This is a genomic window from Halogranum rubrum (assembly GCF_900114455.1).
In the GTDB taxonomy this organism is placed as follows: domain Archaea; phylum Halobacteriota; class Halobacteria; order Halobacteriales; family Haloferacaceae; genus Halogranum; species Halogranum rubrum.
The window spans coordinates 1,464,795-1,477,029 of the sequence record NZ_FOTC01000001.1 but is presented as its reverse complement, the minus strand read 5'-3'; the positions used below and the strand labels follow the sequence as shown (position 1 = coordinate 1,477,029).

Sequence of the window (12,235 nt, the reverse complement as noted above, 5' to 3'; positions counted from 1 at the left end):
CGTGGACGCACATCAGGACACCTTCGAGAACCCCTTCAGCATGGACGCCGAGTGCACGAACTGTGCTGCGCTCTGTGAGACGCGCTCGAACGTCGTCCACGGCTACGGCGACGTCGGCGCGGAGTTCGTCTTCGTCGGTGAGATGCCGACCGAGTCGGCCGACGCCGCCGGTGTCCCGTTCGTCGGCGACGAGGCGGGTGAGCGACTCCAACGTATTCTCGGCGAACTGGGCTTCGCACGCTCGGACCCCGACACGCTGGAACCGGACCTGCAGAACGTCTTTCTGACCAACTTGACGCGCTGTCGTCACCCGGAGCGACCGCCCTCTGACGACGAAGTCGCCACCTGCGAACCGTACCTCAACGCGGAGATTCGGATGATAAACCCCCAACTCATCGTCCCCATCGGCCAGCGAGCACTGGAAGAACTCGCCGTCGAGTACACGACGCGCCGTCCCGACAGTTTCGACGTCGACGAAGAACACGCGACGACCATTCGGGGCCGTGGCTTCGAACTCGTCCCGATGGTCGAACTCGACCGGCAGACGGACGCACAGACCGAGGCGTTCGTCGAACACATGGTCGAGAACGTCTTCTCACGCGACTATCGCCAGACGAAGGGCCGTCAGAGCCGCTGAGTCGGTCGAGCGCGGGGTCGGTTCGATTTCTCACCAGTACGTCGTCTCCGTCCCGTCAGTGCCACCGACACCGAGTGCCGTCAAGCCGACGACGACGAGCGCGACGAGTACGAGGGTGACGAGCATCGCGACGAGATACGACGTCGTGAGGAGTCCGAGGACGAGACCAGCGAGTGCACCGAGTGCCGAGAGGGCGACGACGGCGGTTGCGAGACGGGCGAGCAGTCCGAGACCGTTCATACCGGTCGGTCGGTCAGTATCGTAATAAACGAGTCGGCAGGGCCGTGTTCGTCAGCAGGGAGTGGAGGTGTACGGATGCGGAGAGAGAGAGAGTACGTGGGAGGTTGGCGCGGGAGGTTAGAGCGGGGTTGGCGCGGGGTTGGAGAGTCACTGCGAGGGGAGAACGGTGCGGTAGAGTTCCGGGAGGTGGTGCCATGCGAGGAAGAGACCAATCGTGGTGATTCCAGCGGTCATACTGACGACGCTCGTGGTGCGTTCGTCGAACCCAGCACCGAGTGCGAACGGAATGACGAGCGTCGAAGCGACGGCGTACACGCCAAACAGTTCACCGAGCGGGTTGGTTCCGGGAATCACGACTCAGTGTACCAGGCTCTCACACCTGAACATGGGCCGCTTACGGAGCCTGAGTCTCTCGCACGACTCGGCCGGAGCGATAGCGTCGAATGCGACGCCGTCTAACGGTACACGTTCCTTACTCCCCTCGCTGTCTGGTGTGCACAGACCAGCGACTTCAAGAGTCTCGCACCTCCACCGTGGGATATGACCGTCATCGCTGTCTTCGCAGACCCCCCACGCCCCGGACTCGTCGGGTCGGAACTGGCCGCCACGAGTCCGCTCACGGAAGAGGAAGCCGCCGAATTCTACGCCGCGACGCTGAAAGACGCCTTCATCGCCGCCGAACGCTCGGGTGGCGACCTGCTCGTGAACTACCGCCCCGACGACCTCATCCCGGAGGCGTATCACGGCGAGGAGAGCGCCGAAGCGGAAGTGCGCGCGCTCGTCGTCGACGCACTCGGCGACACGAGCGACGTCCGATTCGAAGTGCAAGTGGGGTCGACGTTCGACGCCCGCGCGGGCAACACGGTGACCCATCTCCTCCGCGAGGAGGACGTCCAGTCGGCCGCCGTCGTCCGCGGCAACGCGCCGTTCCTCACCCGGATGGCAATCGACTCGGCGGCGATGAAACTCCGGACCAACGACGTGGTTCTCGGGCCGTCGACCGCGGGCCGCGTCTACTACGCGGCGTTCCGGGAGCCAATCAACTTCGACGGCGCGTTCGCCGCGCCCGAAGTCGAGACGCTGGTCGACAGAGCGGACGACGCCGACAGAAGCGTCGAGTACGTGCCGATGCAACCGGTCGTCGAGACTGGCGAGGACCTACTCACCTTCTTGCCGCTGCTCGAATCACGTATCGCTGCCGAGCGAATCGTCCCGAAGCACACGGCGACGTTCGTGCGTGACATCGGTCTCCGTGTCGTCGCCGACGACGGCGGCACTACCGTCGTCCGCGATTGAGGACCGACAGTTCTTAGACCCACGACTCGGTACGTGCTGACGCGGGTGGGATGGCAGAGTGGACTATTGCGCCTGCCTTGAAAGCAGGTAGCCTTTGGCTTCCTGGGTTCGAATCCCAGTCCCACCGTGTTTACGGACGAACAATTACAGCGAGTACCTCGTGTACTCGCAGCTAGCGTGAGTCAGTGAACCGAGACGTCGGGGATTCGAGCAGCGAGCAACTCGGAGAGTTGCGAGTGAGTTCGAATCCCAGTCCCACCCTTCTGACGCGAGTTACGTGATGAGCATCTCGTGTGCCCGTCGCAGTCGTGAGTGGTCCACGCGGGCGAGCGTGAGTCTCAGATAATCCGGAACGTGACGCCACTACACTCCCCGTCGGTGCCTCGATTGTGACGCCGAACAGACAATACGGAGAGAGATTCTGGCAAAGTGGACGACCGAAACGGGAGACTAACCAGTATGTTTAATACCGAAACGCGAAGCGTCTTTGCCATGAGCGGACGACCCCTGGACGTCCTCGAAGCGTCCCTGAACGAACCGGTGACCGTGCAGTTGAAGGACGGCGCCGAGTATTACGGGACGCTCGCGGGCTACGACCAGCACATGAACGTCGTGCTGGAAGAGAGCCTCGACGTCGACGACGATGCGCTCGGTGAACTTGATGTCGAAGCGGTCGAAGACACAACGATTATACGAGGCGATAACGTCGTCACAATCAAAGCATGACCGGTGCTGGTACCCCGAGCCAAGGGAAGAAGAACAAGACGACGCACGTCAAGTGCCGTCGCTGCGGCGAGAAATCCTACCACGTCAAGAAGAAGGAGTGCTCGTCCTGCGGCTTCGGTAAATCGGCGAAGCGTCGAGAGTACGCCTGGCAGTCGAAAGCCGGCGAATAGTCGGACTCGATTTTCTCGTCTCACGACAGAACATCTTTCGGCACCGGACCTTCCGGTTGCCGACGCAAACTACGTCGCCGAGTGACGACTTCGGCGACGACACTCGTCGTCTCTCACCGTCAGCCTCGGCTATCTGCACTTCTACACGCCACCTCGTGTGCCGTTTCGTGAACTGAGTCACGTCTCGGGAAGTCGACCAACTCCCGGAAGGTATGCACAGGTGTGCACACATTCGGCAAAGAAACGGCTGAATACGGCACAATGGCGAGGGTTTTTACCGTTGGGTCTCCCAGCGTCGCCCATGGCAGACGGGCGGGATCACTCCCACGACGGTCCAACAGAGAAGTGCGGTGTCGTCGGCGTCTCCCTCGCCGACCGGAACGCCGCACGGCCGCTGTACTACTCGTTGTACGCGCTCCAGCATCGCGGTCAGGAGTCCGCCGGCATCGTCACGCACGACGGCTTCCAACAGCACAGCCACGTCGACATGGGACTCGTCGGCGACGTCTTCGGCGAGGGCGACCTCGACCAGTTGAACGGCCCGGCCGGTATCGGCCACGTTCGTTACCCGACGGCGGGCGGCGTCAACAACTGCTGTGCTCAGCCGTTCTCGGTGTCGTTCAAATCCGGCGCACTGGGACTGGCCCACAACGGGAACCTCGTCAACGCCGACGAGATTCGGAGCGAGTTGGAGGGCCTCGGTCACGCCTTCACCTCGACCGGCGACACGGAGGTCATCGCCCACGACCTCGCACGCAACCTCCTCGAAGAGGACCTCGTCCGCGCGGTCAAACGAACGATGGAACGCATCCACGGGTCGTACTCGCTCACGATCATGCACGACGACGTCGTCCTCGGCGTCCGTGACCCACAGGGGAACCGACCGCTCTGTATCGGGAAAGTCGACGACGGCTACGTCGTCGCCAGCGAATCCGCCGCCATCGACACTCTCGACGGCGAACTCGTCCGCGACGTCCGACCGGGTGAACTCGTCCTCCTCGAAAAAGGCGGGACAGGCTTCGACTCGTATCAACTCGTCTCCCCCGACAACACGGCCCACTGCTTCTTCGAACACGTCTACTTCGCCCGCCCCGACTCGATCATCGACGACAACCTCGTCTACGAAGTCCGCCGGAACCTCGGCGGTAAACTCTGGGAGGAGAGCGGTATCGACACCGACGTCGTCATGCCCGTCCCCGACTCTGGTCGCGCGTTCGCCTCGGGCTACGCCGAGGCCGCCAACAACGACGAAGAGAGCGACGGCGTCGAGTTCGCGGAGGGGCTGATGAAGAACCGCTACGTCGGTCGGACGTTCATCATGCCGACGCAGGACGAACGCGAACGCGCGGTTCGACTGAAACTCAACCCCATCAAGAGCACCGTCGAGGGAAAGACGGTCACCATCATAGACGACAGCATCGTCCGCGGGACGACGTCGAACCAACTCGTCGACCTGTTGCGCGACGCGGGCGCAGAGGAAGTCCACATGCGCATCGGTGCGCCGGCCATCGTCGCACCCTGCTACATGGGCATCGACATGGCCTCGCGTGACGAACTCATCGCGGCCGGCCAGACGACCGAAGACGTGTGTGAGGAGATCGGCGCCGACAGCCTCGCGTATCTCTCTATCGACGCCATCGCCGACGTCCTCGGCAAGTCGCGCGCGGACCTCTGTCTCGGCTGTGTCACCGGCGAGTACCCCTACGACATCGACGGCGAACCGACCGACCGCGACGTCGAACGCCCGACCATCGGCGGCCAGACGCTCGCCGACGACTGAGTCTCTCCACCGCTGACCGACTCCCATCTAGCAGCAAAACATGAACGGGTAGATGAGTGCCACCCGGTCACCGTCGTGTAACTCGGCGTCGAACCCACCGAGATGTTCGTTGAACCGGCCGTTGATACAGATACGGGCGTAGACGCGAGACTGTTCTCCTTCGGGATTCTTCCGCCACGTGCCGGGTAACTCGGCTGGGGGGCGTGCCCATCCGTGCGCCGTCGACTCCGTTTCCGTCTCGGCGACGAGCATCTCACGGAGGCCGTACTCGGCGAAGAAGGCGTCGAGGAAGTCGCGGAGCGTCGTCCCCTCGAACGTGAACGCTCGACGCGACCATCCGAGTTCGCGCCGGACGTGGCCCGTCGCCTTCACCTCGACGGTGGTCTGGGTCGGTTCGCCGTCCGTCTCTCGCCTCGTCGTCGTCGTCGAACGCATACTCGAAGAGAGGCGCTCCAGCGACAACCCCGTGTCGCTCGTTCTCACGGCGTGGGAAATCCGGTCAGTACGCCCAGTAGAGCAGGACGTAGACGACGTTGCCGAGGGCGAACGAGACAAGCCACAGTGCTGCGGCGACGCGCCCGAGTCGCTTGTGACTCGTGTCGTACAGTTCCTTGACGGGACGCGTCACGGCGAGCAAGAGGACGTAGTAGAGAAGCGGGATACAGACGATGGCGAGCACCATGTGAATCGCCAGCGTCGGCAGGTAGACGAAACGATACACGGCGTCCGGCCCGCCGAACTCGGCTGTCCCGCTCACGGTGACCTTGTAGAGATAGAGCACGAGGAAGATGACGAACAACGCGAGCGACGTGAGCATCGCCGCCCGATGTTTCTCGACGTCGCCGCGGCGGATGAACCGGACGCCTGCGAGAATCGTCCCGATGGCGACGGTGCTGACGACGGCGTTGACGTGCGGAATCGCGTCGAAGACGCTCGCCGGTGCTCGTGGGAGCGAACTCGACGGAATCACGCCGAGGACCGCCCCGAACACGAGTGCGAGTGACACGACTGTCAGCACCGCAGTCAGCGCGGGGACGTGACCTCGAACACGCTGCAGTTCCATAGGCGAACTCGGGGTGGCGTCGGCATGAAGCGTTCGGAGTGTAGACTCTCGTTTGGGATGGGAACGCCAGACAGGGGCAAGCCCAAAGGAAAGCGCTTTTATTTACCCCCGAGAAAGAACGGAGTGCAGTAAGACACGCAGCGAGCGTGGGTAGCCAAGCCAGGCCAACGGCGCAGCGTTGAGGGCGCTGTCCTGTAGAGGTCCGCCGGTTCAAATCCGGTCCCACGCATCGCATGGGTGGTCCACACACCACCTTCGTCCGAGGCGGCAACCCCGCCGAGGAACACGATGCAGGTGACGTCCCTACACGGACATCACCCACGCATAATCCTTACAGACGCTACCTGCCGAGCCACAGGTTTCGACGTGGTCGGCCGGCGGCGTCGGTTCTCTCTTTCACTTCCCTGAGCGACGGTGTACGCTCGTCGCCGAATCGCCCGATAGCTAGTTGCCGCGGATTTAAACGCGTAGACTCTGTAACCAGGGTTATGGCTAAGTACTCCACCGGTCGCAGCGGGGGTGGCGACGACGGCGACTCCTGTGAACTCTGTGGGAAACAGAGCGGGAAACTCAGGCAGGCGAACGTCGCCGGAGCCAACCTCCTCGTCTGTCCGGACTGCGCACCGCACAGCGAGAACCGGAAGACGGACCGCAAGCGGAGCCAACAGGACCAACAGCGCGACAACACGCAGGTCAGTCGCAAGAAGCGCGCCGCCCAGACTGCAGCGAAGATGTACGACGCACAGAAGGGCGATGCGAAACACTGGGAGAAGGAGGGGACGAACTACGAGAAAGACCGCCTGCCCTACCTCGTCACCGACTACGGCCCGAAGGTCGAAGCGGCCAGACAGGAGGAGGGACTGACCGTCGAGGACCTCGCCGCCGACATCGACGAGGACGAGGACGACGTCCTCGCCGTCGAACAGGGGAGAGCGACCCGCGCGGGCGTCGGTGGCTCCGTCATCCGCAAACTCGAATCCCGACTCGACCTCTCGCTCGTCGACGAGTAGCGAGTAAGCTCACATCTTTTTGTCGTCTGCGCGTTTTCGGACGCTCATGCCACAGTCTCTCGCACCGAGCGACCCGACCGTCCGCGAGTTCGAAGCGACGGTCACCGACGTCGACGGCCCAGACGTCGTCCTCGACGATACGTACTTCTACGCCGAGAGCGGCGGCCAACCCGCAGACCGGGGCACGCTCGCCGGCACCACCGTCACCGACGTTCAGCACCGCGACGGCGACGTGGTCCACACGCTCGAGTCGGCGCCAGACCTCAGCGCCGGCGACATCGCGGTCGGCGTCGTCGACGACGCGTTCCGCACCTACTGTATGCGTGCCCACACCGCCAGTCACGCCCTCTACGGCGCAGGTCGGGAGTACCTCGACGACCTGGGATACGGTGGGTTCAACATCGACTCAGAGAAGGTTCGCGTCGACTTCGAGACGTCCACGGACATCGACGACGAGACGCTCGTCGACCTCGAACGCCTCGTCAACCGCGTCGTCTGGGACTCACTTTCCGTCTCCTGGGAGGAGGTCCCGGTCGAGGAGGCTCGTTCTCGCGAGGACGTCGCGTTCAACGTCAAGACCGAAGAGGGCGTGTTCAGCGACAGCGACACGGTCCGGGTCGTGACCATCGGAGACTCGGACACTCCCTTCGACGTCGCCGCCTGCGGCGGCACGCACGTCTCGAACACCGGTAAAATCGGTCCGGTGCATCTGCTCGGGCGCTCGAACCCCGGTGAGGGACTCACCCGCGTCGAGTTCGCGGTCGGTCCGACGGCCATCGACCGGCGTGCAGAAGAGCGGCGGGCGACGCTCTCGACGGCCCGCGAACTCGGGACCAGTGTGTCGACGATGCCCGAGATGGCTCGGAATCTCCGAGCGAAGACCGAATCCCTCGAGACCGAACTGAGCGACCTGAAGCGTGGAGTCCTCGCTGCGCGACTCGCCGGACTCGACGCCGTCGAGCGCGACGGCGTGACGTGGCGTGTCGGCACCGTCGACGGGTTCGGCCCGAACGACGTCGGCGACGCGGCGAAAGATGTCGTCGGCGACGGTACAGACGTAGTCGTCGTCGCGGGCGAAGAGGGGTCGACGTTCGTCGTCGTCGCCTCTACTGGAGATGTCGCTGCGGGCGACGTGGTCACGGAACTCACTGACGCGTTCGGCGGCGGCGGCGGTGGCGGGCCGACGTTCGCGCAGGGCGGCGGGTTGGACGCCGACCCGTCAGCCGTCGTCGACGCCGTGCGACGCTGACTCACTCGCCTCCGTATTAGTCATCTTTTTCCATCACGGTCCGGTCTCTCCGGTATGGTATTCGCAGACGTCGACTCCGCACTCACGGCCGAACAGCGGGCGATTCGCGACGTCGTCCACGAGTTCGCCGTCGAAGAGATTCGGCCCGGTGGGCAGGAGGCCGACGAGACAGAGACGTTCCCCGAGGACGTGTGGGACGGACTGGCCGAACTGGACCTGACGGGCCTCACCGTCCCCGAGGAGTACGGCGGGTTCGGTGCCGACCGAACGACGTACAGCATCGTCAACGAGGAAGTCGCCTACGGCCAACTCGCCGTCGCGACGGCGCTCTCAGTACACTGTCTCGCTACCTCTTGTATCGCCAAATTCGGGACCAGCGAGGTCAAAGACGAGTGGCTCCCCGAGATGGTCGACGGGCGACCGGTCGGTGCGTTCTGTCTCTCCGAACCGCAGGCCGGGTCGAACCCCGCGGAGATGACGACGAGCGCCGAGAGAGACGGCGACGAGTACGTCATCAGCGGCGAGAAACAGTGGATTACGAACGGCACGCGTGCGGGTGTCTACATCGTCTTCGCCAAGACCGAGGAAGGAATCACCCAGTTCCTCGTCCCCGCCGACTACGACGGTGTGAAGGTCGGCAAGAAGGAGCACAAACTCGGCCTCCGCGCCAGCGACACGACCGGAATGACGTTCGACGGCGTCCGCATCCCCGAGAAGTACCGCCTCACCGAGGAGGGGAAGGGTCTCTCCGCGGCGTTCACGATTCTCACCGGTGGTCGCATCGGCATCGCCTCGCAAGCGGTCGGCCTCGCGCAGGCCGCCTTCGACGACGCGAAAGAGTACGCCCACGACCGCGAGCAGTTCGACCAACCTATCAGCGACTTCCAAGCCATCCGCCACAAGTTCGCCGACATGGCGACGCAGTTGCAAGCCTCCCGCTTGCTCGTCCGTGAGGCCGCGAGACAGGAGGACAACGGACAGGACAACCGTATCGCGGCGTCGATGGCCAAGTACTTCGCCAGCGAGGCGGCCGTCGACATCACCAACGAGGCCGTCCAGATTCACGGCGGGTACGGCTACACGACCGACTTCGACGTCGAACGCTACTACCGCGACTCGAAGATTACGACCATCTACGAGGGGACGAGCGAGATTCAGAAGACCATCATCGCCCGCGGCGTATTGGACTGACTCGGGCAACTACCGGACCGACCGAAGTCGTCTTTTTCCTCGCCCACCGAGTCGACACGTGAACTCCGTCTCTGCCACCGTCGCCGACCTCACCGAGTTCGACGCCGTCGTCTACGACCTCGACGGAACGCTCGTCCACCTCGCGGTGAACTGGAACGACGTCGCGAGCGACGTCATCGGCGTGTTCGCCGATGCGGGCGTCGACGCGAGCGAGTACGACCTCTGGGGGATGCTCGATTTGGCCGACGAACACGGCCTTCGCATCGACGTCGAAGCGGCCATCGCCGAACACGAGACGGTCGGCGCAGAGAAATCACAGCGGCTACCGTTGGCTGACACCGTCGCCACCGTCGCCGACGAGATTCCCGTCGGCGTGTGTTCGCTCAACTGCGAGGCGGCTTGTCGGACCGCACTCGACGTTCACGACCTCAGCGACGATGTGGACACCGTCGTCGGCCGTGACTCCGTGGCGACGCGTAAACCCGACCCCGAACCGCTGCTTGCGACGCTTCGTGGCCTCGGGGTCGACCCCTCCGAAGCCATCTTCGTCGGCGACTCACGACGCGACGAGGTCACTGCCGAGCGTGCAGGGGCGGCGTTCAGATACGTCGAGGAGTAGAAACGCAGTACGCGAGAGAAGCGTCAGTCGTCTGCGCGCGTCTCGGTTCCGTTCTCGGTCTCGATTTTATCCGGGTCGCTCCCGCCGTCGCCCGCGTTCGTCCGCTTCGCGTAGACGAACAGCGAGATGGCCGTGATAATCCAGACGACGGCACCGACCCGGATGGCGAACTCGACGCGCGACTCCCACGTCGGGAGGACGACTTGTGTCGAGAGCGCGGCGACGACGGGTGCGCCGACGAGGATGGTCGTGACGAACGTCATCTGCATCACCCATCCGTAGTCGACTCCTTCCGGATTCGAGCGTTCGACTGGTTGCACAGGCGGAGATACGAGGGAAGCGGTTAATGCGTGCCGGTTCGGGCCAACGAGGTCAGTCGTCCGCGGCGGCGGGCGGTTCCTCGGACTCCCCGGCGACGGCGTGCAGCGCGTTCTCGACGGTTCCGTGCTCGGCGGCGTGTGGTCGCCCCTCGGTGTCGCCGTAGCCCTCGTTCACCATCCGATTCCGGTTGAGACACAGTTTCGTGAACTCCGGTCGAAGCAGGTCGAACGTCTCGAAGCGGTCTTCGAGTTCGGGGAACTCAGACTGGTAGTCGAGGATGGCCTCTCGCACCTGCGTCCAGAACTGTTCCTCCGAGTAGTCGCGGTGTTCGGTCAGTACGTTCGAGACGTACCGGTAGACGCAGACGAACAGGCCGCAGAAGATGAACTGACACAGTCCCTCCGGTGGTTCTCTTCGCAACACATCAGTCAGTTCCTCCGGCAACTGCTCCAGTTCCGGCAGCGGCTGGTCGCTGACGTTCACGTCGTCGACGAAGTCCTTCACGGCGAGACGTGTCGGGACGTCGTCCTCGTCGAGAATCAGGATGGTGTTCTCTCCGTGCGGCGAGAAGACCGTCCCGTAGCGATAGAGGTAGTGTAGCAGCGGCGGCAGCATCGTCGCGAACAGTTCGTCCAGCCACGCTTCCAACTCCAGCGGCGAGCGGTCGACCAGTTCGCCGATAACGGGTGTCCCGTCGTCGACGTGCATCAACGCCGAGAGGGTGACCGGTCGCTCGTCGTCGTCGACCAGTCCCTCGACGCTCTCGCGCCAGACGGTGCCGAGCAGTTCGTCGTACTGGTAGGCGTTGCCGTCGAGTTGCGCGAACTCGGGGTGGTCGTAGTTGATTCCGGCGACTTCGCCGGGCAGGACGAGTTCGCATTCGTCGCGGAGGAACTCGTCGTCGTCGCGAATCTCCTTGACGTACTCGGTGACGAGCGGTGCGGCCTCGGTTCGCTCGCCGGGCAACCCGCGCCAGACGAGCGTGTTGAGGATGCGCATCGGGAGTTTCACGTTTCGCTTCTCGGGTTCGTCGACGTTGAGAAACGTCCGAACGGACTGCGCAGGGAGGTAGGAATCGGGCGTCTCTCCGAGCGGGATGATGCGCTCCTCGGCAATCTCCTTGCTGTAGAGTTGCGCGACGGTGCTATCCCACTGCCACTCGTGGACGGGCATGAAGTAGTACTCCTCCGGGTCTCGGCCGCGCGACTCGACGCGGGACGCGAACGCCTCGTACACGTCGCCGAGTTCTTCGCGGAGGAGTTCGTCGGGCGAGAGGTCTTCGACGGTGACGAACGTCGAGCGCTCCTTACTCACGGCGAGCCACGAGAGTCGAACCGGTTCTTTCCGTTCGGGCGCGTAGTTCAGGTAGTCGTCGTACCCCCAGCCGAGTCGGCCCTTGTTGTACGTAATCCACGGGTGGCCGGTCATCTCACCTTCGAGTTCGGCGTAGTCCATCGCGGCGACGTCTCGGTTCTCCTCCTCTCGCTGGCGCGTCTTGGTGTGCGCATCCGCCAAGAGGGTGTTGCGGTACTCGCGGACGAGGTGCCCGACGGTCATCTCCGGCGTGCCGATGGCTTCGTGGGCGTCGAGGAGGAACGCCACGGGGTCAGTAGCGTCGGTCCACTCTCCACTTTCCTCCCGCCGCTCGATGCTGTCCTCGCGGACGAGGTAGCTGTCCATCAGGCGCTCCTCGGCGACGAACCGGTAGTCGGCGTCGTCGAAGGTGAGTTCGTACCGCGTGCCGCGGTCTGTCTCCCCCACGCTCTCGGGGTCGAGGAGGTCCTCGTAGGCGAACTCCGCCAGCATCTTGGCGAGTAACTCGCGTTCGACGGTGGCGAGGGTGTCCGTGTCCAGTGCGTCCAGCAGAGTGTCTGCGTCGTCGATGCCGTCGATGCCGTCAGTCGTGTCGATGTGCTGTGTCATTGGTGGTTCG

General features: G+C 63.9%; 15 protein-coding genes and 2 tRNA genes. 11 read left to right on the top strand and 6 right to left on the bottom strand.

Annotated elements, in window-relative coordinates; all coding sequences use genetic code 11:
* The first annotated feature begins 1 nt into the window (after position 1).
* Positions 2-637 carry a uracil-DNA glycosylase gene (locus BM083_RS07335; protein ID WP_089867745.1) on the top strand — a complete coding sequence of 212 codons (636 nt, stop codon included), beginning with the start codon at positions 2-4 and terminating at the stop codon, positions 635-637.
* 30 nt (positions 638-667) lie between these two features.
* Here BM083_RS07335 and BM083_RS07330 read toward each other — a convergent pair whose 3' ends face one another.
* Positions 668-877 carry a hypothetical protein gene (locus BM083_RS07330; RefSeq protein ID WP_089867742.1) on the bottom strand — a complete coding sequence of 70 codons (210 nt, stop codon included), beginning with the start codon at positions 875-877 and terminating at the stop codon, positions 668-670.
* Between the two features lie 147 nt (positions 878-1,024).
* On the bottom strand, positions 1,025-1,231 hold the full coding sequence (locus BM083_RS07325) for a hypothetical protein (RefSeq protein WP_089867738.1): 207 nt from the start codon (positions 1,229-1,231) through the stop codon (positions 1,025-1,027).
* Between the two features lie 186 nt (positions 1,232-1,417).
* On the opposite strand from BM083_RS07325, the gene BM083_RS07320 reads away from it, so the two are divergent.
* The 5 genes from BM083_RS07320 to purF all read left to right on the top strand — a co-directional run bounded on the left by BM083_RS07320 (position 1,418) and on the right by purF (position 4,849).
* The gene (locus BM083_RS07320; RefSeq protein ID WP_089867736.1) at positions 1,418-2,173 is read left to right on the top strand and encodes a hypothetical protein; all 756 of its coding nucleotides are present in this window, start codon (positions 1,418-1,420) and stop codon (positions 2,171-2,173) included.
* Positions 2,174-2,217: 44 nt separating this feature from the next.
* Positions 2,218-2,300, top strand: a tRNA-Ser gene (locus tag BM083_RS07315).
* A gap of 365 nt (positions 2,301-2,665) precedes the next feature.
* Positions 2,666-2,899: an LSM domain-containing protein gene (locus BM083_RS07310; RefSeq protein WP_009367500.1), complete on the top strand. Its 234-nt coding sequence runs from the start codon at positions 2,666-2,668 to the stop codon at positions 2,897-2,899.
* Positions 2,896-3,069 carry a 50S ribosomal protein L37e gene (locus BM083_RS07305; RefSeq protein ID WP_009367501.1) on the top strand — a complete coding sequence of 58 codons (174 nt, stop codon included), beginning with the start codon at positions 2,896-2,898 and terminating at the stop codon, positions 3,067-3,069. The genes BM083_RS07310 and BM083_RS07305 overlap by 4 nt, the downstream gene beginning before the upstream one ends.
* Before the next feature lie 301 nt (positions 3,070-3,370).
* The gene (purF, locus tag BM083_RS07300) at positions 3,371-4,849 is read left to right on the top strand and encodes an amidophosphoribosyltransferase (protein WP_009367502.1); all 1,479 of its coding nucleotides are present in this window, start codon (positions 3,371-3,373) and stop codon (positions 4,847-4,849) included.
* Positions 4,850-4,876: 27 nt separating this feature from the next.
* Here the strand turns inward: purF and BM083_RS07295 are convergent, their stop codons facing one another.
* Complete coding sequence (locus tag BM083_RS07295) at positions 4,877-5,284, bottom strand: pterin cluster protein (protein ID WP_089867733.1); 408 nt, start codon at positions 5,282-5,284, stop codon at positions 4,877-4,879.
* A gap of 64 nt (positions 5,285-5,348) precedes the next feature.
* On the bottom strand, positions 5,349-5,912 hold the full coding sequence (locus BM083_RS07290) for a DUF420 domain-containing protein (protein WP_089867730.1): 564 nt from the start codon (positions 5,910-5,912) through the stop codon (positions 5,349-5,351).
* A 144-nt stretch (positions 5,913-6,056) separates the two neighbouring features.
* Here BM083_RS07290 and BM083_RS07285 point away from each other — a divergent pair.
* The 5 genes from BM083_RS07285 (at position 6,057) to BM083_RS07265 (ending at position 9,981) form a co-directional block, all read left to right on the top strand.
* A tRNA-Leu gene (locus tag BM083_RS07285) sits at positions 6,057-6,141 on the top strand.
* Positions 6,142-6,400: 259 nt separating this feature from the next.
* Complete coding sequence (locus tag BM083_RS07280; protein WP_009367505.1) at positions 6,401-6,922, top strand: helix-turn-helix domain-containing protein; 522 nt, start codon at positions 6,401-6,403, stop codon at positions 6,920-6,922.
* 46 nt (positions 6,923-6,968) lie between these two features.
* A complete protein-coding gene (locus tag BM083_RS07275) occupies positions 6,969-8,171 on the top strand; it encodes an alanyl-tRNA editing protein (RefSeq protein WP_089867727.1) in 1,203 nt (400 codons plus the stop codon).
* Positions 8,172-8,225: 54 nt separating this feature from the next.
* The gene (locus tag BM083_RS07270) at positions 8,226-9,362 is read left to right on the top strand and encodes an acyl-CoA dehydrogenase family protein (RefSeq protein WP_089867724.1); all 1,137 of its coding nucleotides are present in this window, start codon (positions 8,226-8,228) and stop codon (positions 9,360-9,362) included.
* A gap of 58 nt (positions 9,363-9,420) precedes the next feature.
* Positions 9,421-9,981, top strand: a complete 561-nt coding sequence (locus BM083_RS07265) for an HAD family hydrolase (protein WP_089867721.1) — start codon at positions 9,421-9,423, stop codon at positions 9,979-9,981.
* A gap of 23 nt (positions 9,982-10,004) precedes the next feature.
* Here the strand turns inward: BM083_RS07265 and BM083_RS07260 are convergent, their stop codons facing one another.
* Together BM083_RS07260 and BM083_RS07255 are read right to left on the bottom strand one after the other, a co-directional pair.
* Entirely contained in the window at positions 10,005-10,301 is a 297-nt protein-coding gene (locus tag BM083_RS07260; RefSeq protein ID WP_089867717.1) for a DUF5822 domain-containing protein, read from the bottom strand.
* Between the two features lie 52 nt (positions 10,302-10,353).
* Positions 10,354-12,225 (bottom strand): IucA/IucC family protein, encoded by a 1,872-nt coding sequence (locus tag BM083_RS07255; protein ID WP_245756864.1) that lies wholly within the window; start codon positions 12,223-12,225, stop codon positions 10,354-10,356.
* Between the last annotated feature and the right edge of the window lie 10 nt (positions 12,226-12,235).

Bases quoted from the DNA above. Each gene is read 5' to 3' on its own strand.
- BM083_RS07330 (WP_089867742.1), bottom strand. From the start codon at position 877: ATGAACGGTCTCGGACTGCTCGCCCGTCTCGCAACCGCCGTCGTCGCC.
- BM083_RS07320 (WP_089867736.1), top strand. From the start codon at position 1,418: ATGACCGTCATCGCTGTCTTCGCAGACCCCCCACGCCCCGGACTCGTC.
- BM083_RS07310 (WP_009367500.1), top strand. From the start codon at position 2,666: ATGAGCGGACGACCCCTGGACGTCCTCGAAGCGTCCCTGAACGAACCG.
- BM083_RS07305 (WP_009367501.1), top strand. From the start codon at position 2,896: ATGACCGGTGCTGGTACCCCGAGCCAAGGGAAGAAGAACAAGACGACG.
- purF (WP_009367502.1), top strand. From the start codon at position 3,371: ATGGCAGACGGGCGGGATCACTCCCACGACGGTCCAACAGAGAAGTGC.
- BM083_RS07295 (WP_089867733.1), bottom strand. From the start codon at position 5,284: ATGCGTTCGACGACGACGACGAGGCGAGAGACGGACGGCGAACCGACC.
- BM083_RS07290 (WP_089867730.1), bottom strand. From the start codon at position 5,912: ATGGAACTGCAGCGTGTTCGAGGTCACGTCCCCGCGCTGACTGCGGTG.
- BM083_RS07280 (WP_009367505.1), top strand. From the start codon at position 6,401: ATGGCTAAGTACTCCACCGGTCGCAGCGGGGGTGGCGACGACGGCGAC.
- BM083_RS07275 (WP_089867727.1), top strand. From the start codon at position 6,969: ATGCCACAGTCTCTCGCACCGAGCGACCCGACCGTCCGCGAGTTCGAA.
- BM083_RS07270 (WP_089867724.1), top strand. From the start codon at position 8,226: ATGGTATTCGCAGACGTCGACTCCGCACTCACGGCCGAACAGCGGGCG.
- BM083_RS07255 (WP_245756864.1), bottom strand. From the start codon at position 12,225: ATGACACAGCACATCGACACGACTGACGGCATCGACGGCATCGACGAC.